Genomic DNA, 26,852 nt, shown 5'->3' with positions numbered 1-26,852 from the left:
CGCGCTGGAAAAGCAAATATCAAAAAGTGCTTAACATGCTATTTTTCGGGCATTTAAGAGCTTTTGAAATTGTGTAATGAAAATCACAGTTTCATACTAAGCGCGTCTATTTTTTTGCTCTGTTGTAAGGACTTCCTATGTTCTCCGCATTGCGCCACTGCATGGCAGCCCTGGCGCTCGGCGTATGCTTCACCCTCCCGGCTCAGGCCGCCGCCTCGTCGCTGGGCACCATCGCCAATACACAGGCTCGCTATATTGCTACCTATTTCCCCGGACGCATTACCGGCACGCCCGCTGAAATGCTCTCTGCCGACTATATTCGTCAACAGTTTGCGCAAATGGGCTACCAGAGCGATATCCGTACCTTTAACAGCCGCTATATCTACACCAGCAAAGATAACCGAAAAAACTGGCATAACGTGGTCGGCAGCACGGTTATCGCGGCGCATGAAGGGAAATCCAGCCAGCAGATTATTGTCATGGCGCACCTGGACACCTACGCGCCGCACAGCGACAGCGACGTCGAACAGAACCTCGGCGGCCTGACGCTTCAGGGCATCGACGATAACGCACTGGGTCTCGGCGTGATGCTGGAGCTGGCGGAACGTTTTAAAAATGTTCCCACAGAGTATGGCATCCGTTTTATCGCCACCAGCGGTGAAGAGGAAGGCAAGCTTGGTGCAGAGAATTTACTTAAGCGCATGAGCAGCGCGGAAAAGAAAAATACGCTGCTGGTCATTAACCTCGATAACCTGGTCGTCGGCGACAAACTCTATTTTAACAGCGGCGTCAAAACTCCGGCCTCGGTGCGCAAGTTAACCCGCGACCGGGCGCTGACGTTAGCCCACAGTCGCGGTATTGCCGCAGCCACCAACCCGGGTCTTAACCCCCTGTATCCACAGGGCACCGGCTGCTGCAACGATGCCGAAATTTTTGATAACGCAGGTATCCCCGTACTTTCTGTCGAAGCCACCAACTGGTCGCTTGGCAAAAAGGACGGCTACCAGCAGCGTGCGAAAAGCACCAGCTTCCCGGATGGGACCAGCTGGCATAACGCGCAACTCGACAACCAGCAATATATTGATAAGGCGCTGCCGGGGCGTATTGAGCGCCGTAGCCGCGAGGTGGTGCGGGTAATGATGCCGCTGATGCGGGAGCTGGCGAAGGCAGAAAAAAGCAGCTAACCCTCATCGTATTACAAAGGCATGAAAAAACGCCCCCAGCATCGCGCTGGAGGCGTTGAATTCATCAGGCACGGGATTACCCTTCGTGCAGCCCGCACTCGCGCTTCAGCCCGAAGAAGCGCGTCTCTTCTTCCGCCATGCCCGGCTCCCATTTGCGGGTGGTGTGCGTATCGCCAACCGACAGATAGCCCTGATCCCACAGCGGATGGTATTTCAAACCGTGCTTTTGCAGATACTGGTAAACGGTACGGTTATCCCAGTCGATAATCGGCAGCACTTTAAACACGCCGCGCTGAATCGCCAGCACCGGCAGCGTAGCACGGCTACCTGACTGTTCGCGGCGCAGGCCGGCAAACCAGGTCTGCGCGTTTAGCTCTTTGAGAGCCCGGTTCATCGGCTCGACCTTGTTGATGTCATTGTATTTCTCAATGCCCTCAACGCCCTGTTCCCACAGTTTGCCATAGTGCGCTTCCTGCCATGCCGCACTCTCTTTGGCGCGATAGACCTGGAGATTAAGTTTGAGTTTGTCCGTTAACTCATCAATAAACTGGTAGGTTTCCGGGAACAGGTAGCCGGTATCGGTGAGGATCACCGGGATATCCGGGCGAATCTGATTCACCAGATGCAGACTCACCGCCGCCTGGATACCAAAGCTTGAGGAGAGCACGTATTCGCCGGGCAGGTTTTCCAGCGCCCAGGCCACGCGCTCCTCGGCGCTCAGTTTTTCCAGTTGGGCATTGGTTTCCGCCAACGCCAGTACGCGATCGACTTTTGGCAGGTCGTTCAGGGCGTTTAGATCGAGTTTGGACATATGGACCTCGTTTGTGTGTTTCCCCTCACCCCGGCCCTCTCCCCAAAGGGGCGAGGGAGAAAACCGAGCGGCAGAGAAAACCGAACGGTCCCCTCTCCCCTGCGGGGAGAGGGTTAGGGTGAGGGGGTACGGTGTTATTCCCAGAAATCACGCGCTGGATCGAGCACCGGGCGAATGATGCCCGCACGCACCGTAAAATCGCCGAAGCCTTCACCCGCTTCACGCTCTTTCGCCCAGCGCCCAACCAGCTCGTCAATGGAATCGAGAATTTCCGGTTCCGTAATGTTTTCGCGATACATGCGTGGAATACGTGTTCCCATGCGGTTGCCGCCCAGATACACGTTGTAGCGACCCGGCGCTTTGCCCACCAGCCCCAGCTCCGCCAGCATCGCGCGGCCGCAACCGTTCGGGCAGCCGGTCACGCGCATCACGATGTGCTCGTCAGGAATGCCGTGTTTTTCCAGAATCGCTTCCACTTTGTCCGTGAACGACGGCAGGAAACGCTCGGCCTCCGCCATCGCCAGCGGACAGGTCGGGAACGACACGCAGGCCATCGAGTTTTCACGCTGCGGTTTCACCGCATTCATCAACCCGTGGTCGCGCGCCAGCTTCTCGATCTTCGCTTTCTGGCTTTCCGGCACGCTAGCGATGATCAGGTTCTGGTTAGCGGTGATGCGGAAATCGCCTTTATGGATCTTCGCGATCTCCAGCAGGCCGGTTTTCAGCGGACGTCCCGGGTAATCCAGGATACGACCGTTTTCGATAAACAGCGTCAGGTGCCAGTTGTTGTCGATCCCTTTCACCCAACCGATACGATCGCCGCGACCGGTAAATTCATACGGGCGGATCGGCTCAAATTTGATCCCCGCGCGGCGCTCAACCTCTTCCTTAAAGGTGTCGATACCGACGCGCTCCAGGGTATATTTGGTTTTCGCGTTTTTACGGTCGGTACGGTTACCCCAGTCACGCTGGGTCGTCACCACCGCTTCGGCCACGGCCAGGGTATGCTCCAGCGGCAGGAAGCCGAACTCGCTTGCCGTACGCGCGTAGGTTTTCTTATTACCGTGCTCAATAGACAGACCACCGCCGACCAACAGGTTAAAGCCCACCAGCTTGCCGTTTTCGGCAATCGCCACGAAGTTCATGTCGTTGGCGTGCAGATCGATATCATTCTGCGGCGGGATCACCACCGTGGTTTTAAATTTACGCGGCAGATAAGTCGCGCCGAGGATCGGTTCTTCGTCGGTGGTGGCGACCTTCTCCTGATCGAGCCAGATCTCCGCATAGGCGCGGGTACGCGGCAGCAGATGTTCAGAGATCTTTTTCGCCCACTCGTAGGCTTCCGCGTGCAGCTGCGACTCATACGGGTTGGAGGTACACAGCACGTTACGGTTCATGTCGTTGGCGGTCGCCAGCGCATCCAGCCCCACCGAATGCAGCATCTGATGTACCGGTTTGACATTCTTCTTCAGGATGCCGTGGAACTGGAAGGTCTGACGGTTGGTCAGACGAATGCTGCCGTAGATAGTGTTATCCGCGGCGAATTTATCGATGGCCTTCCACTGGGTAGTGGTGATAACCCCGCCCGGCAGACGGCAGCGCAACAGCATCGCGTGGCGCGGCTCCAGCTTCTGCTCGGCGCGCTCGGCGCGAATGTCGCGGTCATCCTGCTGATACATACCGTGGAAACGGATCAGCAGGAAGTTATCGCCGTGAAAACCGCCGGTCAGGCCATCGTTGAGATCTTCCGCAATGGTGCCGCGCAGAAAGTTGCTCTCACGCTTCATGCGCTCGGCGTCAGTCAGTTTGCCTTCGACCACTAAAGGCCCTGGGTATTTTTCGCTCATTAGTAGACATCTCGCTGATAACGGCGCTCAACGCGCAGCTCACTTAAAAATTCATCCGCCGCTTCGATGTCCATTGCACCGAATTCAGCAATCACTTCCAGCAACGCCTGCTCAACGTCTTTCGCCATGCGATTAGCGTCGCCGCAGACATAAATGTGCGCACCGTCATTAATCCAGCGCCACAGCTCTGCACCCTGTTCGCGCAGTTTGTCTTGTACGTAGATTTTTTCTTTTTGATCGCGGGACCAGGCCAGATCTATCCGGTTCAGCACGCCTTCCTTCACGTAGCGCTGCCATTCGACCTGATAGAGGAAGTCTTCGGTGAAGTGCGGGTTGCCGAAGAACAGCCAGTTCTTACCTTCCGCACCTTCGGCGGCGCGCTGCTGCATAAAGGCGCGGAACGGCGCGATACCGGTACCCGGGCCAATCATAATCACTGGCGTTTGCGGGTTCGCCGGCAGGCGGAAGTTGTCGTTGTGCTCGATAAACACGCGCACTTCGCCCTCTTCTTCCACGCGGTCGGCGAGGAAGCTGGAAGCACCACCGGCGCGGGCGCGGCCTTCAATGTCGTAACGCACGACGCCGACGGTCACGTGCACTTCGCTTTCAACTTCCGCCTGTGAAGAGGCGATAGAGTAAAGGCGCGGCGTCAGTGGACGCAGCAGGCCGATTAATGCTTCGGCATCAAGCTGTGCCGGGGAGAAACGCACCATATCGACGATTGGCGTGGTAGCCGCATACTGCTGAAGCTGGGCTTTATCGCCCACCAGCGGCAGCAGGGACTCGCTGCGCGTCAACGTAGCGTAGTTCTCCACGATATTCGCGGTATTGACCGTCAGTTCGAAGTGCCACTGCAGCGCTTCGGCCAGCGGCAGGGTTTTGCCGTTAACGGTGACCGGCTCGTCGCCCTTCAGCCACAACAGTTCAACCAGCTCTTTGACCAGCGCGGGGTCGTTCTGATACCACACGCCCAGCGCATCGCCTGGCTGATAGCGCAGGCCTGAATCACCGAGGTCAATTTCAATATGGCGGACGTCTTTTTCAGAATCGCGGCCGGTAATTTTCTGGTTAACCGACAGTGACGCCGACAGCGGCGCCTCTTTGGTGTACGGGCTGGAGTGAATGTCGTTCACCGCCCCGCTTGCTGCCGCCTGCACGGAAGGTGCAGCCGGCGCGCGGGCTTTCAGCACCTCAACCAAACGCGCACGCCATTCGGTAGCGGCGGCCTGGTACTCCACATCTGCATCGACGCGGTCGAGCAGGCGCTCACCGCCCAGCTCGGCCAGCTTGCTGTCAAAGTCTTTCCCTGCCTGGCAGAAAAACTCATACGAGGTATCGCCAAGGCCCAGCACCGCAAAGGCGGTATCGGTCAGCTTCGGCGCTTTTTTCGAGAACAGGAATTTATGCAACGCCACCGCTTCTTCCGGCGTTTCCCCTTCGCCCTGCGTAGAGGTCACAATGACCAGCAGCTTTTCCGACGCGATTTGTTTGAATTTATAATCCCCGGCGTTGACCAGGTTCACGTTCAGTTTCGCGGCCAGCAGATCGTCACGCAGCGCTTCAGCGACGCGGCGGGCATTGCCGGTCTGCGAGGCGGAAATCAGCGTAATGGCCGGGACTTCGACGGCAGCCGGTGCGGCAGAGACGGCTACGGCGCCAGGCTGCTGATTAAGCACGCCCCAAAAATAGCCGGAAACCCAGGCAAGCTGGGTGGGTGATAAATCAGTAGTGGCCGCCTGAAGGCGCGCTAACTGCTCCGGGTTAAGCGGGAGCAAAGCTGAAGGGGGAGACTGTGTTGTCATGCGTTGTTATGTTCCAGTAGCAAAGCTGTTTCTAATCAGAAAAAACAAAACTGAATGTAAGGTTAACGACGTGGATAATAACAATTAAAGAAGGGATAGAAATATCAAATAACCAAATGGACTAACCTCTTTTCCTGGTAGTTAATAGCAATAAAACAGATTAAATAACCCATTGATATGAATAGACAAAAATTATCATCGTGCACAATTATTGTGCTCTTTGGCCATTTGGCGGTTTTAGTTAATGCAGAAAAATGTGCATTCGGGTACTATGCGGCGTTTTTTTCCGCAAGACTGAGAGTTCATGATGTCCACCACACTGTTTAAAGATTTCACCTTCGAAGCCGCCCATCATCTGCCACATGTGCCGGAAGGGCATAAGTGCGGTCGCCTGCACGGCCACTCGTTTATGGTGCGTCTTGAGATTACCGGTGAAGTCGATCCCCATACCGGTTGGATCATGGATTTTGCCGAACTGAAAGCGGCGTTCAAACCAACCTACGATCGTCTGGATCACTACTATCTGAACGATATTCCGGGTCTGGAAAACCCAACCAGCGAAGTGCTGTCCCGCTGGATCTGGGAACAGGTTAAACCGGTTGTGCCGCTGCTGAGCGCGGTAATGGTGAAAGAAACCTGCACCGCAGGCTGCGTCTACCGCGGCGAATAAGTCAGTCGGCAAGCGGGGAGTCGGTTTGCGTCTTCCCCGCTTCCCTTCCGTAGTTTCCTATCACATTAATTTCCCTAATCTTTCAGAATGCGGCATCTACCCAGGAAATATGACGAAGTTCTGTCACACTCTTTGGGTTGGTTAATACATTGTGAGGAATAAGGGATGAAAAAAACGCTTCTCGCCGTAGCAATGCCGGCACTGTTATTGTTCTCAGGACTGAGCCAGGCGCAAACCCCACCCGAAGGCTATCAACTTCAGCAGGTGCTGGTGATGAGCCGTCACAACCTGCGCGCGCCGTTGGCGACTAACGGTAGCGTGCTCGAACAGTCGACGCCAAACGCCTGGCCGGAATGGGACGTTCCCGGCGGTCAGCTCACCACCAAAGGCGGCGTGCTCGAAGTCTATATGGGCCACTATATGCGTGAATGGCTGGCGCAGTAGGGAATGGTCACCAGCGGGGAATGCCCGGCGCCGGACACGGTATACGCCTATGCCAACAGCCTGCAACGCACCGTTGCCACCGCCCAGTTCTTTATTAACGGTGCCTTCCCCGGCTGCGACGTTGTCGTCCACCACCAGGAAAAAATGGGCACCATGGACCCAACCTTTAACCCGGTGATCACCGACGACTCTGCCCCATTCCGCGAGAAGGCGGTACAGGCGATGGAGAAAGCGCGGCAGGCTCAACAGCTCGACGAGAGCTATAAGCTGCTGGCGCAGATTGCCCGTTATCAGGATTCTCCTTCCTGCAAAGAGAAGCAACAGTGTTCGCTGAGCGATGCGAAAGACAGCTTTAGCGCCAACTATCAGAAAGAGCCCGGCGTTAAGGGGCCGCTGGCAATCGGTAACTCGCTGGTCGATGCGTTCACGCTGCAATATTACGAAGGGTTCCCGCTTGACCAGGTGGCCTGGGGGGAAATTAAGACCGATCGGCAATGGCGTCTACTGTCAAAACTTAAAAACGGCTATCAGGATAGTCTGTTCACCTCACCAGAAGTCGCGCGCAACGTCGCAAAACCGCTGGTGAAATATATCGATAATGCGCTGGTAACCGAGGCGGCGAAAACGCCGAAAATCACCGTGCTGGTGGGTCATGACTCGAACATTGCCTCGCTGCTGACGGCGCTGGATTTCAACGCCTACACGTTGCCGGGTCAGTACGAACGCACGCCAATCGGCGGGAAAATTGTGTTCCAGCGCTGGCATGATACGCAAGCAAATCGGGATTTGATGAAGATTGAGTATGTTTATCAGAGTGCCGACCAGCTGCGTAACGCCGATGTACTGACGCTGAAAACGCCGCCGCAGCGCGTCACGCTGTCGTTGAAAGGTTGCCCGGTGGATGCCAACGGTTTCTGTCCGATGGACACCTTCTCGAAAGTGATGAACGACGCGGCGAAATAACGCTTAACGTACCCCGGCTAAGCAAAGCGACGCCGGGATGTTTCCGGACGAGACGCGGTGCGCCTCGTCCGGGCAACAAATATCATCAGGCAATATTCAGATACTTGTGCGTCTGCATCGACAGGCGCCAGTTGCGCGCAATGCAGGTTTCAATACACAGACGAGTTGCATCATCTTTCTGACTGATCGGCTGCAGCGCAATAATACGCTGTTTGTCATCACTCAGCGTCTCCAGCAGCTCATCCAGCGCTTCAATATCGCGCACGCGGCCTACCGGATGCTTGATTTCATCGGCGCGTTCCAGCGCCTGCGACAGCACGTCGTAGCCGCCGCGCATGTTCACCTTCGGCGACACGGTCACCCAGGTGTTAGGCGTGCAGCGCACTTCATGGGTACCGCTGGTTTCAATCTGGCAGCTAAAGCCGTTCTGCTCAAGCAGCGCGGTAAGCGCAGTTAAGTCGTGGATGCACGGCTCGCCGCCGGTAATCACCACGTGACGCGCGGTCCAGCCCTGACGGCCAATAATCGCCAGCAGATCGTCACTGCTTGCCGCCCCCCATTTATCGCTCTCTTTGGTTTTCGCCAGGATACTGAACAGAGAAACTTCCCGATCCTCGAGCTTATCCCAGGTATGTTTGGTGTCACACCAGGCGCAGCCTACCGGGCATCCCTGTAAACGAATAAAGATGGCGGGGACGCCAGTAAAATAACCTTCACCCTGCAGGGTTTGAAACATCTCGTTAATCGGGTACTGCATCATCGGCTCTTCAGTAGTGGTAAACCGTCATTATTGCATATTTCGCGCCAGCGATCCCTCGCACTTCTTGCGCAACCGCACGTTGCTTTTTTGCCGACGCACTTAGCGGGGGTTTTCTGTGATGCATCCAATCCTTTTGATGAAAATTAACATTTTCATTACATCTTTATTCACCCTCTTTCACTGTTTAACATGTTGCTGCGTGATTCAAATTGGTATGACATATTTTCGTGAGTAATATCCAAAACCGGCTACATATCATACCAATTATAAATTTTGACAAGGAAAAAGGATGAACGCGTTTGCTGAAGCCCTGCCGGTGATCTGGGTCGCCCTGGGCGTTGTACTGCTACTTATTCTCAATATGAAATTTAAGATCAACGGGATGCTCGCACTGCTGCTGGCGGCGATTTTTGTTGGCGTGTGTGAAGGATTGCCGCTGGAGGCTATCGGGAAATCGATCGAGGCGGGCGTTGGCAGCACGCTGGGGCATCTGGCGTTAATCATTCTGTTCGGTGCGATCCTCGGCAAGCTGATGGTCGATTCCGGCGCGGCCCAGCGTGTTTCCTCGACTTTGCTGCAAAGCTTCGGGCCGAAAAAAGTACAGTGGGCAATCATGGTCATTGGCCTGATATTCGGCCTGGCGATGTTTTACGAAGTTGCTTTCCTGATCCTCGCGCCGCTGGTGATCAGTATTGCTCGCGAAGCCAAAATTCCGTTCCTGAAGCTCGGCATCACGATGGTGGCCGCCGCAACAACCGCGCATAGCCTGTTCCCGCCGCAGCCAGGCCCAACGGCGCTGGTTGCCGCTTTCCACGCCGATATGGGGATGGTCTATATCTACGGCGTTATCGTCGCCATTCCAACGGTTATCTGCTCGGGCATTCTACTGCCAAAACTGCTGGGCAATCTGGAGCGCCCAATTCCACAGCTGCTGGAATCACAGAAGGTTTTTCGCGATGACGAAATGCCGTCGTTCGCCACCAGCCTACTGGTGCCGTTGATTCCGGCGATTATCATTACCGGCGTGACCGTGATTAAGCTGTTTATCCCGGCTGGAGCTACCGTCATCTCGTTTCTTAACTTTATCGGTAGCGCGCAGGTCAGCATGCTGATTGCCGTGCTGGTCGCGCTGTATGCATTCGGTACCGCGCGCGGTAAATCGATGACCGAGGTGATGAGCTCTTACTCCACCGCCATTGAGAAAGTGGCGCTGGTCGTCTTTATCATCGGTGCAGGGGGTGCCTTTAAGCAGATTATTATGGATACCGGCGTGGGTGATTACATCGCCGATATGATGCGTACCTCTTCCGTCTCGCCGTTGATTATGGCGTGGTTTATCACCGTGCTGCTGCGACTGGCTACCGGTGCAGGTACCGTCTCTGCGATTACCGCGGCGGGGATTGTGGGGCCAATGATTACCACCTTTAATGTTGATCCAGCGCTAATGGTGCTAGCTACCGCATCGGGAAGCAACACGCTGACCCACGTCAATGATGCCGCGTTCTGGTTATTCAAAGAGTATTTTGGCCTGTCGATTAAAGACACCTTCAAAACCTGGGGACTTTTAGAATTAACTAACTCCGTTGTCGGTCTGTTAATTGTATTATTACTCGATTTGATTATCTAAATATTTTTAAAAATCCATTTTATAAACAATCCGTAGCGCGGCCCACTGCGGATTGTTTTTCTTCTTTTAAAAAGTCATTTATGATGTAACAAAAAATGTTTTTTCTTACAGTTAAGACACAACCATTAATTTTATATAATCCATAATAAACAATGCATTAAGTTTAAGAATAAAATTTATTGAATCTTTTTAAATATCATGATGTCAAATTTAATCCGCGCCAGTAAGTAAGCTTAAAATAAGCTTAAGCTCTCCCTTTATTACCCCCTTCTTTATTTAAGTGCCGTTTACTTTTCCGATCCTAGAATCCGCAAATCAACTATGACGAGACAGTATTCATGAATACATTATTAATCACGGGCGTTACCGGTTTTCTGGGCGGCGCGGCGCTGGAAGCCATTCTCAATACCCACAGCGACGTTAATTTACTGCTGTTAGTCCGTGCAGATAACGGTGAAGCCGCTGTCGCAAGGGTTAAGGAGAACTTACGTAAATTCAATATCGACGAAGAGAAGCTGACGAAGATTGCCCCACACAATATCCTGCTGGGTGACTTAGCCTATCCGGAGAGTTTTCTCGGTGATGCGCGCCTGGACGAGGTAACCCACGTGCTGAACTGCGCCGCTGTGGCTTCCTTTGGCAGCAACCCGCTGATCTGGAAGGTGAACGTAGAAGGTACGCTACAGTTTGCTCGCCGTATGGCAAAGGTGGAAGGCTTACAGCGCTTTCTGCACGTCGGTACGGCAATGTCCTGCTCGCCAGAGCCGGACTCTCTGGTCGCTGAAAGCGCAGAGTTCCGCGAGCGAGCCGAACACCTGGTAGAGTACACGCATTCCAAATCGACCATTGAACAGCTGATGCAACAGCAGCTTCCAAGGCTACCCCTGATCGTCGCCCGCCCCTCAATCGTTGTGGGCCATACTCGCCACGGCTGCCAGCCATCCAGCAGCATTTTCTGGGTCTTCAGCATGGGGCTGATGCTGCAAAAATTCCTGTGTTCGATGGAGGACAGAATTGATGTGGTGCCGGTCGATTACTGTGCCAACGCGCTGCTTCTGCTGTTGGATGCGCCGCTGGTCCAAGGGGAAGTGATACATATCTCCGCGGGAGAAGAGAATAGCGTTCGCTTTGCCGATATTGATTATGCGATGGCGAAAGCCCTGGAGCAGGCACCGGTTGGCGACCGCTATGCGCAGGTGAGCTATGAAACGCTGGTGAAAATGCGGCGTGAACTGAAAGGTATTTTCGGCCCGTGTAACGAGCGGCTAATGTTGAAAGCGATGCGGCTGTATGGCGCTTTCGCCACGCTGAACGTGCGCTTTAGCAACGATAAGTTGCTCAGTATCGGCATGCCAAAACCACCGCGCTTTACCGACTATATCGATCGCTGCGTACAAACCACGCGTGGACTCTCGATTCCACAGCAGATGGCGGTCGATTTTAAGTAAAAAAAATGCCAGCCCGAAGGCTGGCATTTCTATATCAGATAAAGACAGGATTACGCCTGACCTTTGATCTCTTTACGACCGTTGTACGGAGCCTGTGCACCCAGCGCTTCTTCGATACGAATCAGCTGGTTGTACTTAGCAACACGGTCAGAACGGCTCATAGAACCGGTTTTGATCTGGCCTGCAGCGGTACCAACAGCCAGGTCAGCGATGGTAGCGTCTTCAGTTTCGCCAGAACGGTGAGAGATGACAGCGGTGTAACCAGCGTCTTTCGCCATTTTGATCGCAGCCAGAGTTTCGGTCAGGGAACCGATCTGGTTGAATTTGATCAGGATGGAGTTAACGATGCCTTTCTCGATACCTTCTTTCAGGATCTTGGTGTTGGTTACGAACAGATCGTCACCAACCAGCTGGATTTTGTCGCCCAGAACTTTAGTCTGGTATGCGAAACCAGTCCAGTCAGACTCGTCCAGACCATCTTCGATGGACACGATCGGGTACTGTTTGGTCAGTTCTTCCAGGAAGTGAGTGAATTCTTCAGAGGTGAACGCTTTGTTGCCTTCGCCAGCCAGAACGTATTTACCGTCTTTGTAGAATTCAGAAGCTGCACAGTCCATCGCCAGAGTGATGTCGGTGCCCAGCTCGTAGCCAGCAGCTTTAACAGCTTCAGCGATAACAGCCAGTGCTTCAGCGTTGGAACCCAGGTTCGGCGCGTAGCCGCCTTCGTCACCAACTGCAGTGTTCATACCTTTAGCTTTCAGAACTTTAGCCAGGTTGTGGAACACTTCAGAACCCATACGTACGGCTTCTTTCAGGGATTTCGCGCCAACTGGCTGAATCATGAATTCCTGAATGTCGACGTTGTTGTCAGCGTGCTCACCGCCGTTGATGATGTTCATCATCGGAACCGGCATGGAGTATTTGCCCGGAGTGCCGTTCAGTTCAGCGATGTGAGCGTACAGCGGCAGGCCTTTAGCGGCAGCTGCTGCTTTGGCGTTCGCCAGGGAAACAGCCAGGATTGCGTTCGCGCCGAAGTTGGATTTGTTCTCAGTACCGTCCAGATCGATCATGATCTTGTCGATGCCAGCCTGATCTTTAGCATCTTTACCCAGCAGAGCCTGAGCAATCGGGCCGTTAACAGCGGCAACAGCTTTCAGTACGCCTTTACCCATGAAACGGGATTTGTCGCCATCGCGCAGTTCCAGCGCTTCGCGGGAACCAGTAGAAGCACCTGACGGGGCAGCTGCCATACCGACGAAACCACCTTCCAGGTGTACTTCAGCTTCAACAGTCGGGTTACCACGGGAGTCGATGATTTCACGACCGATGATTTTAACGATTTTGGACATTAGGTTTTCCTCAGTACAAGTTAAACTAAAACTCCAGACAAACAACGCCCCTCGTGGGGCGCTGCCGTTCTAACTTTTTTTACTTCGCTTGACGCTTCTGGTACTCGCCAGCGGCTTTCACAAAGCCAGCAAACAGCGGGTGCCCATCACGCGGCGTAGAAGTAAACTCCGGATGGAACTGACAAGCAACGAACCACGGGTGATTCGGAACTTCGATGATCTCGACCAACTGATCATCACCGGAACGGCCCGCAACGCGCAGACCTGCAGCTTCAATCTGTTTCAACAACATGTTGTTGACTTCATAGCGGTGACGGTGACGTTCAACGATTGTTGGCGCGCCGTACATCTGACGAACCAGGCTGTCATCGCTAAGCTGGCACTGCTGCGCGCCAAGGCGCATGGTGCCGCCGAGGTCGCTCTTTTCAGTACGAACTTCGACATTGCCTTCTTCATCACGCCATTCAGTAATGAGCGCCACAACCGGGTACTTACAGTCTGGCACAAATTCCGTAGAGTTGGCGTTGTCCATCCCCGCAACGTTGCGCGCGAATTCGATCAGCGCAACCTGCATACCCAGGCAGATGCCCAGATAAGGAATATTGTTTTCACGCGCGTAGCGTGCGGTAGCGATCTTACCTTCAACACCACGGTAGCCGAAGCCGCCAGGGATCAGGATAGCATCTAAATCTTTCAGAATTTCGACGCCGCGCGTTTCAACATCCTGCGAATCAATCAGCTTGATGTTGACGCTGACGCGGTTTTTCAGGCCACCGTGTTTCAGCGCTTCAATAACCGATTTGTAGGCGTCCGGCAGTTCAATGTACTTGCCGACCATACCAATGGTTACTTCGCCTGCCGGGTTCGCTTCTTCGTAGATAACCTGTTCCCATTCGGACAGATTCGCTTCCGGGCAGTTCAAGCTGAATCGTTTACAAATATAATCGTCCAGCCCCTGAGATTTCAACAGGCCTGGAATTTTATAAATGGAATCGACATCTTTCATCGAAATAACGGCTTTTTCTGGCACATTACAGAACAATGCAATTTTTGCACGTTCATTTGCCGGAATCGCGCGATCGGAGCGGCAGACCAGGATATCTGGCTGGATACCGATGGACAGCAGTTCTTTAACGGAGTGCTGAGTCGGTTTGGTTTTCACTTCACCGGCAGCCGCCATATAAGGCACCAGCGTCAGGTGCATAAACAGCGCGTTCTCACGACCGATATCCACCGCTAATTGACGAATCGCTTCCAGGAACGGCAGAGATTCGATATCGCCGACGGTGCCGCCGATTTCAACCAGCACCACATCGTGACCTTCGCCACCGGCAAGCACGCGCTCTTTGATCGCGTTAGTGATATGCGGGATAACCTGTACGGTCGCGCCCAGATAGTCGCCACGGCGCTCTTTGCGCAGGACGTCTGAGTAAATACGGCCAGTCGTGAAGTTGTTACGGCGAGTCATTTTGGTGCGGATGAAACGCTCGTAGTGGCCCAGGTCCAGGTCGGTTTCAGCGCCGTCTTCGGTAACGAACACTTCCCCGTGTTGGATCGGGCTCATGGTACCAGGATCGACGTTGATATACGGATCCAGTTTCATCATGGTGACGTTAAGGCCACGGGCTTCAAGAATGGCTGCCAGGGAGGCTGCGGCAATGCCTTTACCCAGAGAGGATACGACCCCGCCGGTCACAAAAATATAGTTCGTTGTCATGCTGAACCTGAGAAGTTAGGGTGAAACGATGGAATAACCAAGACGGGAAAGTAGTATACCCGAACATGGCGAGCGCCACAAACTTTCATTCTCGCTCCTCAATCGCCGCAGAAACAAACATGGGGAGTGAGAAAATAGCCCCTTTTGGGTAAATGTTTTTGACGCAAATCAAGCGCTTGTCATTTAAGATTTCGCACTTTTCGCCCTTTCCCGCAAAAATTCTTTAGAGATCATGTTCCTGCTGTTTTACCTGTTGCCAAACTTCTTCCATCACATTGAGGTCTACGCCGGTCATTTCCAGGCCTCGTTCAGCCACAATTCGCTCAACTTCGCGGAAACGGCGCTCAAATTTTTCATTCGCTTTTTGCAGCGCGGTCTCGGCTTTGACACCTAAATGACGTGAAAGATTGACGGTGGCAAACAGCAGATCGCCCATTTCCTCTTCCAGTCTAGCTTCATCGACGACCGCCTGCCTGGCTTCGTCCATGACTTCATCAATTTCTTCGTACACTTTGTCCAGAACCGGACCCAGCGTCGTCCAGTCAAAACCTACCGCCGAACAGCGTTTCTGGATTTTGTGCGCCCGCATCAGCGCCGGGAAAGCGCGCGGAATGTCATCCAGCGCGGAGTGCTGCGCTTTTTCCGCGCGTTCGGCGGTTTTGATCTGCTCCCAGCGGGCCAGCACTTCCTGACTGTTGCTGGCATTTGCATCGCCGAAGATGTGCGGGTGGCGACGTTCCAGCTTGTCGCTGATGGCGGCGCAAATGTCGTTGAAATCAAAGCGCCCTTCTTCCTGAGCCATCTGGGCGTAGAACACCACCTGGAACAGCAGGTCGCCAAGTTCACCGCGCAGGTCGTCAAAATCTTCGCGAGCGATGGCATCGAGTACTTCGTAGGTTTCTTCCAGCGTGTAGGGGGCGATGGAGCTGAACGTCTGCTCTTTATCCCACGGGCAGCCGTTTTCCGGGTCGCGCAGGCGCTGCATAATGCCGAGCAGTCGGTCGATTTGAGTCATGGTGTTTCCTTGCAAAAATAGAGCGTTACCCTCCCCCAACAGGGAGAGGGTAAAAGGGAAGTTAACCGCCGTGCAGTCGACGCGCGTCGATCACGTCCGGCACCTGGTTCAGCTTGCCAAGCACGCGGCCCAGCACCTGCAGGTTGTAGATTTCAATGGTCATGTCGATGGTCGCCATCTGCTGCTTGGTATCGCTGCGGCTGGCCACGCCCAGTACGTTGACCTTCTCGTTGGCGAGAATGGTGGTGATATCGCGCAGCAGGCCGCTGCGGTCGTTAGCCTGCACGCGCACCACCAGCGAATAGCCCGCCGAGTAGCTCTCGCCCCACACCGCATCGACAATACGTTCCGGCGCGTGCGATTGCAGTTCCGCCAACTGTTCACAGTCCGCACGGTGCACCGAAATGCCGCGCCCCTGGGTAATGAAGCCGACAATTTCATCGCCAGGAATCGGCTGGCAGCAACGGGCAATGTGGTGCATCAGGTTGCCAACACCTTCAACCACCACGCGGCCGTTGTCTTTGCTGCGGTTTTGCGGCGTGTAAGATTTCTGCTGTAGTTGTTTAAGCGCGGCGGCATCCTGTTCAGCGGCGCTCGGTTTATTGAACTGCGCCTGCAGGAAGTTGACCATCTGGTTGAGGCGAATATCGCCGCCGCCGATCGCCGCCAGCAGCTCTTCCACGTCGTTAAAGTTGTAGCGCGGCAGCAGGTGCTTTTCGGCTTCCTTGAGGCTGATGCCCAAATGCTCCAGCTCGTCGTCGAGGATCTGCCGCCCGGCCAGCACGTTCTTGTCTTTATCCTGTTTACGGAACCAGGCGTGGATTTTCGAACGCCCGCGGCTGGTTGTCACATAGCCCAGATTCGGGTTCAGCCAGTCGCGGCTTGGGTTCGGCTGCTTCTGGGTGATGATTTCAATCTGGTCGCCCATCTGCAGTTGATAGGTGAACGGCACGATGCGCCCGCCGATCTTCGCGCCGATGCAGCGGTGTCCAACATCGCTGTGAATGTGGTAGGCAAAGTCCAACGGCGTGGAGCCTGCCGGCAGATCCACCACGTCGCCTTTCGGCGTAAACACGTAGACGCGGTCATCAAAGACCTGGCTGCGCACTTCGTCGAGCATTTCGCCCGAGTCGGCCATCTCTTCCTGCCAGGCAATCAGCTTACGCAGCCAGGCGATACGATCTTCGTGACCGGAGCGCTGGCCACTGGCGGTGCCTTCTTTGTACTTCCAGTGCGCGGCGACGCCCAGCTCGGCATCTTCGTGCATCTGTTTAGTACGAATCTGGATCTCAACCGTTTTGCCGCCAGGCCCCAGCACCACGGTGTGGATGGACTGATAGCCGTTCGGTTTCGGGTTGGCGACGTAGTCATCGAACTCATCCGGCAGGTGGCGGTAGTGAGTGTGCACTATCCCCAGCGCGGCGTAGCAATCCTGCAGGCGCTCGGCGACGATACGCACCGCGCGCACGTCAAACAGTTCGTCGAACGCGAGGTGTTTTTTCTGCATTTTGCGCCAGATGCTGTAGATATGCTTCGGACGACCGTAAACCTCGGCTTTGACCCCTTCGGTTTTCATTTCACTGCGCAGGTGGCCGACGAAGTCATTGATGTAATGCTCACGGTCAATACGACGCTCGTGCAGCAGTTTGGCAATACGTTTGTATTCCGCCGGGTGCAGGTAGCGGAAGCAGTAATCTTCCAGCTCCCATTTGAGCTGGCCGATACCGAGACGGTTCGCGAGCGGCGCGTAGATGTTGGTACACTCTTTCGCCGCCAGCACGCGCTCATCTTCCGGCGCATCCTTCACCTCACGCAGATGCGCAATACGCTCGGCGAGCTTGATGACCACGCAGCGGAAATCGTCGACCATCGCCAGCAGCATGCGACGGACGTTGTCGACCTGTTCGGAGGAAACCGCGTCAGTATGGGTGGCCTTCAGTTGGCGGATGGCCGCCATATCGCGCACGCCGTGAATCAGCGTCACCACCGACTGCCCGGCGCTCTCGCTGAGCACCTCTTCACTGACCACGTTAGCATCGACTAACGGGAACAGCAGCGCCGCGCGTAGCGTGTCGTTATCCATACTCAGCGTTGAGAGGATTTCAACCATCTCAACCCCGCGCCACAGCATCAGCTCGGCGTCATCACGCCCCACGGTCTGGCGGCGACAATAATCCCAGGTCTCGGCTAAGCGTTCACACGACTGCTGGCTGGAAATTCCCAGACTTGCGATCCATTTCTGTGGGTCAAATTCACCAGCTTTATTGAGATGTGCACTTCTTACCGCAACCATTGTCCTCTCCTTTCAGGGACCGGCCTGTCGAAGTCGACAAGCCACCGTTATTACCTACGCTCAAACAGCACCATAGATTCCTGGTGCCCAGTGTGCGGGAACATATCCAGCATTGCCAGACGCTGAATTTGGTAACCCGCATTCAGCAACGCCTCGCTATCGCGCGCCAGCGTCGCCGGATTGCAGGAAACATACACCACCCGCGTCGGCGCTAATTTTATAACATGCTGCATCACGCCCGGTGCGCCAGCACGAGCAGGATCGAGTAAAACTTTGTCAAAACCGTGTTTCGCCCACGCCTGAAGTGTTACATCATCTTCCAGATTCTCGTGAAAGAAGGTGACATTTTGCAGGTGGTTGAGTTCGGCATTCTCGCGCCCTTTCGCCACCAGCGCGGGCACGCCCTCGACGCCGACCACGCTGGCCGCGCGTTTGGCCAGCGGCAACGTAAAGTTGCCCATCCCGCAGAACAGATCCAGCACCCGGTCGGTAGGCTGCACGTCCAGCCATGCCAGCGCCGTCGCCACCATCTGCTGATTCACGCCGTCGTTAACCTGAATAAAATCGCGCGGGCTGAAGGTTAAGCGTAGCCCGTCTGAGGAATACCAGGGAGCATCACCGGTAACGCGTTCAAGTACCTCGCTTTCCGGCGCCAGATACAGCGCCACGCCGGAAGAATGCGAAAAGCGTTCCAGTTTTTCTTTGTCTTCGCCATTAAGCGCCGCCGTGTGGCGTAGCACCATCAGCGGCCCGTTATCGGCGCTGACCAGCTCAACGTGCCCCAAGTGACGCTGGCCTTTCAGGCTGCTCAGGCACTCACGCACTGCGGGCAGCAACGCCTCAAGACTGGGCACCAAAACGGGGCATTGCACCACATCGATGATATCGTTCGAGTTGGCCTTGCGAAAACCCATCTGCAAGCGTTGGGTTTTAGGCTGATAATTCAAGCTTAAGCGCGCGCGGCGGCGGTATCCCCAGGCTTCCCCGGCGATGACCTCCTCGACCTCGTGATTCATTAAACGATTTAGCGCCGCACGTTTGCTGCGCTGTTGTAGTGCAACCGACGCGTGCTGCTGCTGGCAGCCGCCGCAAATGCCAAAGTGCGGGCAACGGGGTTCAACGCGCTCCGGGCTGTCGCTCAGACGGCGCTTCACCTGCCCGCGCGCGTACTGTTTTTTGTCTTCCGTCAGGGTAATTTCCGCACGCTCTTCTGGCAATAACCCATTGATGAATAATGCTTTACCGTTGTGGCGCGCCACACCTTGCCCGAAGGGATCAAGACTGCTGACTGTCACGGTTATGATCTGGCGCGTCGTCACGCGCCGTTTTGCAGAGTAGAATTGCGCCATCGTAGAGATTTTTCTCAATCAAATATATTGCACTGATTCTCCCACAACGGACCTCCATGACCAACTACAGCCTGCGTGCAAGAATGATGATTTTGATCCTGGCGCCGACCGTATTAATCGGTTTGCTGCTCAGCATCTTCTTCGTCGTCCACCGCTATAACGACCTGCAGCGTCAACTGGAAGACGCCGGCGCCAGCATTATCGAGCCGCTTGCCGTCTCCAGCGAATACGGTATGAATTTGCAAAACCGTGAGTCGATCGGCCAGTTGATAAGCGTGCTGCACCGTCGCCACTCCGATATCGTACGGGCGATCTCCGTCTATGACGAACACAACAAGCTGTTCGTCACCTCAAACTATCAACTGGATCCTGGCGAGCTACAGCTGCCGCGCGGCATGCCCTTCCCGCGAAGGCTGAGCGTGACGCGCCACGGCGATATCATGATCCTACGCACGCCGATTATCTCCGAGCACTACTCGCCGGATGAATCACCGCAGTCGGACGCCAAAACGCCGGTCAATATGCTCGGCTACGTAGCGCTGGAGCTGGATCTCAAGTCGGTCAGGCTTCAGCAGTATAAAGAGATCTTTATCTCCAGCGTGATGATGCTGTTCTGCATCGGCATTGCGCTGATCTTCGGCTGGCGGTTAATGCAGGATGTCACCGGGCCAATTCGCAACATGGTGAACACCGTTGACCGGATCCGCCGCGGCCAGCTCGACAGCCGCGTTGAGGGATTTATGCTCGGCGAGCTGGATATGCTGAAAAACGGCATCAACTCGATGGCCATGTCGCTGGCCGCCTATCACGAGGAGATGCAACATAACGTCGACCAGGCCACTTCGGACCTGCGTGAGACGCTTGAACAGATGGAGATCCAAAACGTTGAACTGGATCTCGCCAAGAAGCGCGCCCAGGAAGCGGCGCGCATCAAGTCAGAGTTCCTCGCCAACATGTCGCACGAGCTGCGTACGCCGCTCAACGGCGTGATTGGCTTTACCCGCCTGACGTTGAAAACCGAGCTCAATCCGACCCAGCGCGACCACCTCAATACCATCGAGCGGTCCGCCAACAACCTGCTGGCGATCATCAACGATGTGCTCGACTTCTCCAAGCTGGAAGCGGGCAAACTGTTGCTGGAGAGCATTCCGTTCCCGTTACGCAGTTCGCTGGATGAAGTCGTCACGCTGCTGGCGCATTCGGCGCACGATAAAGGGCTTGAGCTGACGCTGAACATTAAAAATGACGTGCCGGACAACGTCATCGGCGACCCGCTGCGTCTGCAGCAGGTCATTACCAATCTGGTCGGCAACGCCATCAAGTTCACCGAAAACGGCAACATTGACGTGCTGGTAGAACAGCGCGCCGTCAGCAATAACAAGGTACAAATTGAAGTCCAGATCCGCGATACCGGCATCGGTATTCCGGAGCGCGATCAGTCCCGTTTGTTCCAGGCCTTCCGCCAGGCCGATGCCAGCATCTCCCGACGCCACGGCGGCACCGGGCTGGGGCTGGTGATCACGCAAAAACTGGTGCGCGAGATGGGCGGCGATATCTCCTTCCACAGCCAGCCCAACCGTGGTTCAACGTTCTGGTTCAATATCAACCTCGATCTCAATCCGAACGTCATTTCTGAAGGGCCGGATACCAGCAGCCTGCAAGGCAAGCGTATCGCCTACGTGGAGGCCAATGCCGCCGCCGCGCAGGCGACGCTGGATATGCTGGCGACAACGCCGCTCGAGGTCGTCTATGCGGTGAGTATTGCCGCGCTGCCCACCGAGTTCTACGACATTCTGCTGGTTGCCGTACCGGTTTCGGTGCGCGACCTCAGCATTCACCGCGATAAGCTGAGTACCGCGCTCGGCATGACCGACCATCTGGTGCTGGCGCTGCCGTGTCACGCCCAGGTTGACGCCGAGTCGCTGAAACAAAACGGCGCGGCTGCCTGCCTGCTGAAACCGTTGACCGTCACCCGTCTGCTGCCGGTGCTGCAGGAATTCAGCCGCAGTACGCCCACACAGGTGGCCGTCCCGGTGACCGAGCATCGCCTGCCGATGACGGTGATGGCGGTGGACGATAACCCGGCGAACCTGAAACTGATTGGCGCGCTGTTGGACGATCAGGTGCAGCACGTTGAGCTGTGCGAAAGCGGACAGCAGGCGATTGAGTGCGCTAAACAGATGAAATTCGACCTGATTCTGATGGATATCCAGATGCCGGACATTGACGGCATTCGCGCCTGTGAGCTGATTCGTCAGCTTCCGCATCAGCAGCAAACGCCGGTGATTGCGGTCACCGCCCACGCCCTTGCCGGGCAGAAAGAGAAGCTGTTGACCGCCGGGATGAACGACTATCTGGCGAAGCCCATTGAAGAGAACCGTCTGCACGACCTGCTGCTGCGCTATAAGCCTGGCGTCATTACGCCGCCGCGTCCCGTCCAGCCCGCGCCGGTGGAACCGCCGATCGATCTGAACACCACGCTGGACTGGCAGTTAGCGCTACGTCAGGCCGCCTATAAGCCGGACCTGGCGCGGGAGATGCTACAAATGCTGATCGCCTTCCTGCCGGAAGTACGCAATAAGGTGGAGGAGCAGCTGGTCGGCGAAGAGCCTGAGAATCTGGTCGACGCCATTCACAAACTGCACGGCAGCTGCGGCTACAGCGGCGTACCGCGTCTTAAACATCTGTGCCAGCTGATTGAAAGCCAGCTGCGTAGCGGCACCCCGGCGGAAGAGCTAGAACCGGAGCTGCTGGAACTGCTGGATGAAATGGATAATGTGACGCGGGAAACGAAGAAAATACTGGGCTAGCACAAACCTGTAGACCGGAGAAGCGAAGCGCCATCCGGCTTGAGTGTGATTGCCGGATGGCGGCGTTGCCTTATCCGGCCTACAGCGACTGCCCCACTTTTATCGCCGCAGCGATATTGCGCGCGGCCATTCGTACGTTCGTCCCGGCTTCTGCCAGCGCCTCGTCGAGCGAACAGATCCGATGCAGCACGCTGAACACCGCATCCAGTCCGTGCTGGTGCACAACGCCCACATCCGCCGTCAGGCTGCCGGCAATCCCAATCACCGGTATCTGATAGCGTTTGGCAACCCGCGCCACCCCTACCGGTACCTTGCCGTGGATCGTCTGGCTATCGATACGCCCTTCCCCGGTAATCACCAGATCCGCATCGGCAACCAGCGCATCCAGATGTAGCGCGTCGGTCACGATATCAATACCCGGTCTCAGGTGTGCGCCGCAAAACGCGTACAGCGCCGCTCCCATTCCTCCTGCCGCACCGCCGCCTTCCAGCGTCAGCACATCAAGATCTAATTCTTGCGCAATTTGCCCGGCATAGTGCGCCAGCGCGCGGTCGAGCAGCGCAACCATCTCCGGCGTTGCGCCTTTCTGCGGCCCAAATACCGCCGACGCTCCGTCATCACCGACCAGCGGATTCGTCACATCACAGGCAACATCAATCCGGCATTGCGCCAGGCGCGGATCCAGGCCGCTGATGTCAATCTTTGCCAGCGTCGACAGTCCCGCACCGCCGGGCGCAATCGGCTGACCGTCAGCGGTCAGCAGCTGCGCGCCAAGCGCCTGCACCATACCTGCGCCGCCGTCGTTAGTGGCGCTACCGCCAATGCCGATAATCATCCGCGTCACGCCAAGATCCAGCGCATGGCGAATCAGCTCTCCGGTGCCCCATGAGGTTGTTTTCAGCGGGTTACGCGCGTCGGGAGGTAAAAGCTCAAGCCCGCTAGCCGCCGCCATTTCGATAAAGGCACAGCGCTCGTCGCCGGAGACACCGAAGAAACCCGGCACCACTTCACCCAATGGTCCGGTCACCTCAACCTGTATCACCCGCCCCTGCGTTGCCGCCACCATAGCCTCAACGGTCCCTTCGCCGCCGTCGGCAACCGGCAATTTGATGTACTCGGCGTCCGGGTAGATCTCGCGAAATCCCGCTTCAATCGCACTGGCGACCTCGAGGGCGCTCAGGCTTTCCTTGTATGAGTCCGGGGCAATTACAATCTTCATAAGCTGTCCTTGTGCGAAGTGGCGGCAGTAAGCTTAGCGCACCATACAGGGGCGTTTGTTATCAAATGTCCAGTTTGGGATCAGGTACTGCATTCCCACGGCATCGTCGCGCGCCCCCAGGCCGTATTGTTGATACAGCGCGTTGGCCTGCATCACCTGATCCATATCCAGCTCAACGCCCAGCCCCGGTTTATTCGGTACTTGCACCTTACCGTTTTTAATTTCAAACGGCGCTTTAGTCAGGCGCTGATTACCTTCCTGCCAGATCCAGTGGGTATCAATGGCGGTAATCTTACCCGGCGCAGCGGCGGCGACGTGGGTGAACATTGCCAGCGAAATATCGAAGTGATTATTGGAGTGCGATCCCCAGGTCAGACCAAACTCATGGCACAGCTGCGCGACGCGCACCGAACCTTGCATGGTCCAGAAGTGCGGATCCGCCAGCGGGATATCGACCGATTGCAGCGCCAGCGTATGCCCCATCTGCCGCCAGTCGGTGGCAATCATGTTGGTCGCGGTCGGCAGACCGGTCGCACGGCGGAATTCCGCCATCACTTCACGGCCAGAGAAGCCCTGCTCGGCGCCGCACGGATCTTCGGCATAGGCCAGCGTCCCTTTCAGGTACTTGCCAATCTTAATTGCTTCATCGAGCGACCATGCGCCGTTCGGATCCAGCGTCACCCGGGCCTGTGGGAAGCGTTTTGCCAGCGCCACGATGGACTCGGCCTCTTCTTCCCCCGCCAGCACGCCGCCCTTCAGTTTGAAGTCGTTAAAGCCGTATTTTTCATAGGCGGCCTCTGCCAGGCGTACAACGGCATCCGGCGTCATCGCCTCGTCGTGGCGCAGTCGGTACCAATCGCACTGCTCATCCGGCTGGCTCTGATACGGCAGAGGCGTCGCCTTGCGGTTGCCGATGAAGAACAGGTAGCCAAGCATTTCGACTTCGCTACGCTGTTGCCCGTCGCCAAGCAGCGAGGCCACGTTAACGCCCAAATGCTGGCCCAGCAGGTCAAGCATGGCCGATTCAATGGCGGTCACAACATGAATCGTGGTGCGTAAGTCGAAGGTTTGCAGGCCGCGACCGCTGGCATCGCGGTCGGCAAAAGCGGCACGAACGCGGTTCAGAACGTTTTTGTATTCACCGAGCGTTTTCCCCACTACCAGCGGGATCGACTCTTCCAGCGTGGCGCGAATCTTCTCGCCGCCGGGGATTTCCCCCACGCCCGTATGCCCCGCGTTATCCTGAATAATCACAATATTACGCGTAAAGAACGGCGCATGCGCTCCGCTCAGGTTCATCAGCATACTGTCGCGTCCGGCAACGGGAATCACCTGCATGGATGTGACAACGGGCGTGGAAGTGTGAATCGTCATGGTTAAATCCTTGTCTACTGGGTCGACGGACGAAAACAGAGCACGGGTATTAACATGCCCAGCCCGACGCGTCAGGAGCGAGAAATCTGGCAATCGTTATTATTATGGCTAACAGCAGTATAGGAACAGCCACGCGGCAGCTCATCGTGCAAATGCACAATATTGCCGGTGAATATTATTTAACGATGTGATAAATGAACAAATAGCAGCCGGTACGACGACGTCGCACCGGAAAGACGATAAACCATGCTTATTTAAGCAGCGTTGCCCACTGCTCGACCCATGGATTGGAGACGCTCTCCGGCTCCGGGTCTTCTGACGCATCAATCATCAGCATGTCGCCAATGCGCTGAGCGCCCTGCTCTTGCAACAGCGCATCAAAGCGCTTGCCGCCGCCGCAAAAGTTCGCGTAGGTGCTGTCGCCCAGCGCGATAATACCGTAGCGCAGATGCGGCTGGTACATATCCTGGAGATCGTTAAACAGCGGCACGATGCTATCCGGCAGGTCGCCCTGACCGGTGGTGGAGGTCACCACCAGCGCGTATTTTCCGGTGTAGCTTTCCCAATCCGTCACCGTCGGGTCTTCAAAGACTTTCGCCTGATGCCCGAGACCGCCAAGAATGGTTTGCGCTTCTTCCGCCACCAACAGCGAATTACCGTACATAGTGCCGACAAAAATCCCTACTTCAGCCATGATTTAACTCCCTGTTTACTTCTGGATAGCTTCATCCTGACCGCAGTCGGCGACAAACTCAACCCTTTCATTCTCAGGGAGAAGCCCGCGCCAGCCGAAATGTGATAAAGCCTGCATCCAGACGTCATCCAGCCCGGCGCGAATCGTCAGCGGTTCGCCGGTAAACGGATGGGTCATCGAGAGTTCGCTGGCGTGCAGCATCAGGCGGTTGCAGCCAAAATGCTCCGCGGCGCTGCGGTTCTGACGCAGGTCGCCATGCTTGCTGTCGCCAATAATCGGATGACGCAGATGTGCCAGATGGCGGCGAAGCTGGTGTTTGCGGCCGGTTTGTGGGTCCAGCGCCACCAGGCCGTAGCGCGTGGTCGGGTAGCGGCCCGTCGCGACCGGCATTTCCACCGTCGCCATGCCCCGGTAGTGAGTGACCGCCGGCTGCGGATCCTTATTCTCACGGGCAAACTTATCGGCGATTTTATCCAGCTCTTCCACCAACGGGTAGTCCAGCACCGCTTCATCGGTCAGCCAGCCGCGCACGATGGCGTGGTAGCGCTTTTGAATCAGGTGCTGTTCGAACTGCTGCGCCAACAGACGCCCGGCTTCGCTGGACAGCCCCATCAGCAGCACGCCGGAGGTCGGACGGTCGAGGCGATGGGCGGTAAAGACGTGCTGACCAATCTGGTCACGTACCGTCTGCATCACCACCACTTTTTCATCGCGATCGAGCCAGCTGCGGTGCACCAGCCAGCCTGACGGTTTGTTCACCGCCACCAACCACTCGTCCTGGTAGATAATTTCCAGCATCAGTGGGGATCGCTCGTAAAGAAGGCATCCAGCTGCTCAAGCGGCGGCAGGATAATCGCGCGCAGCGGATGCGCGGCGTCGAGCGCCATTTCGTAATACGGCGCGATGGCAAAATCTTTCGGCAGCGGCATTTCGCTATCCAGCAGTTGATGCATGCGCGGGATCAGCACCCACTGCAGCCACTCCAGCGGCTCCAGGGTATCCATGCAGAACGGCTGGTCGCTGGCAAAGGCGCTTTCGTGTGGCGCCGTCTCCTGCCAGTGCTGATGCTGACGCAGCAGCGTTTCAATAAGCAGTAATTGGTCGCGTAGGCTGTCGTGGCGTGTCATGGAAACCTCTGAGGAATGAAAATCGCGCGCAGGATACCACTAGTTGGCGGGAAACAAAAAAAGGGGGCACTGTAAAAACAGTGCCCCCGGTTCGTTTCGCAGCAATCCAGCTACTTTTAGTGCTCCCTGCTCGTCCGTGACAACTTTTCCTGTGGTCTCCTGACCAGTTCGTCCCTAAACGGTTGCATCCTGCATCACACCACCCCGATGTGATTTCACCCAATCCTTGAGTGTGTCCCGATCTTCCTGATCCACCAGATATCCTGTCTGGCTCTCGTTCTCCGTCCTGGAGGTGTCCTTTAACGCGTTCCTGCGCTATCCTTTTGCTTCATCCTGAAGCCTTTCCTTG

19 protein-coding genes and 1 pseudogene are annotated in these 26,852 nt (G+C 55.8%); 6 read left to right on the top strand and 14 right to left on the bottom strand.

Annotated elements, in window-relative coordinates:
* Positions 1 to 137 precede the first annotated feature (137 nt).
* Entirely contained in the window at positions 138 to 1,184 is a 1,047-nt protein-coding gene (locus M989_RS05415) for an aminopeptidase (protein ID WP_064543101.1), read from the top strand.
* 76 nt (positions 1,185 to 1,260) lie between these two features.
* Here M989_RS05415 and cysH read toward each other — a convergent pair whose 3' ends face one another.
* From cysH to cysJ, 3 genes are all read right to left on the bottom strand, one after another.
* Positions 1,261 to 1,995 carry a phosphoadenosine phosphosulfate reductase gene (cysH, locus tag M989_RS05410; protein WP_064543099.1) on the bottom strand — a complete coding sequence of 245 codons (735 nt, stop codon included), beginning with the start codon at positions 1,993 to 1,995 and terminating at the stop codon, positions 1,261 to 1,263.
* A gap of 134 nt (positions 1,996 to 2,129) precedes the next feature.
* Positions 2,130 to 3,842: an assimilatory sulfite reductase (NADPH) hemoprotein subunit gene (gene cysI, locus M989_RS05405; RefSeq protein WP_064543097.1), complete on the bottom strand. Its 1,713-nt coding sequence runs from the start codon at positions 3,840 to 3,842 to the stop codon at positions 2,130 to 2,132.
* Positions 3,842 to 5,644: an NADPH-dependent assimilatory sulfite reductase flavoprotein subunit gene (cysJ, locus tag M989_RS05400; protein WP_064543095.1), complete on the bottom strand. Its 1,803-nt coding sequence runs from the start codon at positions 5,642 to 5,644 to the stop codon at positions 3,842 to 3,844. The genes cysI and cysJ overlap by 1 nt, the downstream gene beginning before the upstream one ends.
* Positions 5,645 to 5,948: 304 nt before the next feature.
* On the opposite strand from cysJ, the gene queD reads away from it, so the two are divergent.
* Both queD and agp read left to right on the top strand, forming a co-directional pair.
* Positions 5,949 to 6,314 carry a 6-carboxytetrahydropterin synthase QueD gene (gene queD, locus M989_RS05395; protein ID WP_163446301.1) on the top strand — a complete coding sequence of 122 codons (366 nt, stop codon included), beginning with the start codon at positions 5,949 to 5,951 and terminating at the stop codon, positions 6,312 to 6,314.
* Between the two features lie 165 nt (positions 6,315 to 6,479).
* Positions 6,480 to 7,721 (top strand): annotated as a pseudogene (gene agp / locus M989_RS05390) (bifunctional glucose-1-phosphatase/inositol phosphatase).
* Positions 7,722 to 7,806: 85 nt separating this feature from the next.
* Here agp and queE read toward each other — a convergent pair.
* Entirely contained in the window at positions 7,807 to 8,478 is a 672-nt protein-coding gene (gene queE / locus M989_RS05385) for a 7-carboxy-7-deazaguanine synthase QueE (RefSeq protein WP_064543177.1), read from the bottom strand.
* 292 nt (positions 8,479 to 8,770) lie between these two features.
* Here queE and M989_RS05380 point away from each other — a divergent pair, with 292 nt between their 5' ends.
* A complete protein-coding gene (locus tag M989_RS05380) occupies positions 8,771 to 10,108 on the top strand; it encodes a gluconate:H+ symporter (RefSeq protein ID WP_064543093.1) in 1,338 nt (445 codons plus the stop codon).
* A 338-nt stretch (positions 10,109 to 10,446) separates the two neighbouring features.
* A complete protein-coding gene (locus tag M989_RS05375; protein WP_064543091.1) occupies positions 10,447 to 11,556 on the top strand; it encodes an SDR family oxidoreductase in 1,110 nt (369 codons plus the stop codon).
* A gap of 50 nt (positions 11,557 to 11,606) precedes the next feature.
* On the opposite strand, the gene eno is transcribed toward M989_RS05375, so the two are convergent.
* From eno to rlmD, 5 genes are all read right to left on the bottom strand, one after another.
* Positions 11,607 to 12,905, bottom strand: a complete 1,299-nt coding sequence (gene eno, locus M989_RS05370; RefSeq protein WP_064543089.1) for a phosphopyruvate hydratase — start codon at positions 12,903 to 12,905, stop codon at positions 11,607 to 11,609.
* 79 nt (positions 12,906 to 12,984) lie between these two features.
* A complete protein-coding gene (gene pyrG, locus M989_RS05365; protein ID WP_064543087.1) occupies positions 12,985 to 14,622 on the bottom strand; it encodes a glutamine hydrolyzing CTP synthase in 1,638 nt (545 codons plus the stop codon).
* Between the two features lie 223 nt (positions 14,623 to 14,845).
* The gene (gene mazG / locus M989_RS05360; protein ID WP_064543085.1) at positions 14,846 to 15,637 is read right to left on the bottom strand and encodes a nucleoside triphosphate pyrophosphohydrolase; all 792 of its coding nucleotides are present in this window, start codon (positions 15,635 to 15,637) and stop codon (positions 14,846 to 14,848) included.
* 61 nt (positions 15,638 to 15,698) lie between these two features.
* Complete coding sequence (gene relA, locus M989_RS05355; RefSeq protein ID WP_064543083.1) at positions 15,699 to 17,930, bottom strand: GTP diphosphokinase; 2,232 nt, start codon at positions 17,928 to 17,930, stop codon at positions 15,699 to 15,701.
* 50 nt (positions 17,931 to 17,980) lie between these two features.
* Entirely contained in the window at positions 17,981 to 19,279 is a 1,299-nt protein-coding gene (gene rlmD, locus M989_RS05350; RefSeq protein ID WP_064543081.1) for a 23S rRNA (uracil(1939)-C(5))-methyltransferase RlmD, read from the bottom strand.
* A 56-nt stretch (positions 19,280 to 19,335) separates the two neighbouring features.
* On the opposite strand from rlmD, the gene barA reads away from it, so the two are divergent.
* On the top strand, positions 19,336 to 22,089 hold the full coding sequence (gene barA, locus M989_RS05345) for a two-component sensor histidine kinase BarA (RefSeq protein WP_064543079.1): 2,754 nt from the start codon (positions 19,336 to 19,338) through the stop codon (positions 22,087 to 22,089).
* A 79-nt stretch (positions 22,090 to 22,168) separates the two neighbouring features.
* Here the strand turns inward: barA and M989_RS05340 are convergent, their stop codons facing one another.
* The 5 genes from M989_RS05340 to M989_RS05320 all read right to left on the bottom strand — a co-directional run bounded on the left by M989_RS05340 (position 22,169) and on the right by M989_RS05320 (position 26,503).
* On the bottom strand, positions 22,169 to 23,308 hold the full coding sequence (locus tag M989_RS05340) for a glycerate kinase (protein ID WP_064543078.1): 1,140 nt from the start codon (positions 23,306 to 23,308) through the stop codon (positions 22,169 to 22,171).
* 33 nt (positions 23,309 to 23,341) lie between these two features.
* Positions 23,342 to 24,682, bottom strand: coding sequence for a glucarate dehydratase (gene gudD, locus M989_RS05335; protein ID WP_064543076.1), 1,341 nt, complete (start codon positions 24,680 to 24,682; stop codon positions 23,342 to 23,344).
* A 250-nt stretch (positions 24,683 to 24,932) separates the two neighbouring features.
* Positions 24,933 to 25,376: a flavodoxin gene (locus M989_RS05330; RefSeq protein WP_064543075.1), complete on the bottom strand. Its 444-nt coding sequence runs from the start codon at positions 25,374 to 25,376 to the stop codon at positions 24,933 to 24,935.
* A 15-nt stretch (positions 25,377 to 25,391) separates the two neighbouring features.
* Positions 25,392 to 26,174 carry a tRNA pseudouridine(65) synthase TruC gene (gene truC / locus M989_RS05325; protein WP_064543073.1) on the bottom strand — a complete coding sequence of 261 codons (783 nt, stop codon included), beginning with the start codon at positions 26,172 to 26,174 and terminating at the stop codon, positions 25,392 to 25,394.
* A complete protein-coding gene (locus tag M989_RS05320; protein WP_064543071.1) occupies positions 26,174 to 26,503 on the bottom strand; it encodes a YqcC family protein in 330 nt (109 codons plus the stop codon). The genes truC and M989_RS05320 overlap by 1 nt, the downstream gene beginning before the upstream one ends.
* Positions 26,504 to 26,852: the final 349 nt, after the last annotated feature.

Origin of the sequence: Kluyvera georgiana ATCC 51603 (assembly GCF_001654985.1) — a bacterium.
Taxonomy (GTDB): domain Bacteria; phylum Pseudomonadota; class Gammaproteobacteria; order Enterobacterales; family Enterobacteriaceae; genus Kluyvera; species Kluyvera georgiana.
The sequence above is the reverse complement of the archived record's forward strand: the minus strand, read 5'-3'. Positions and strand labels throughout refer to the sequence as shown.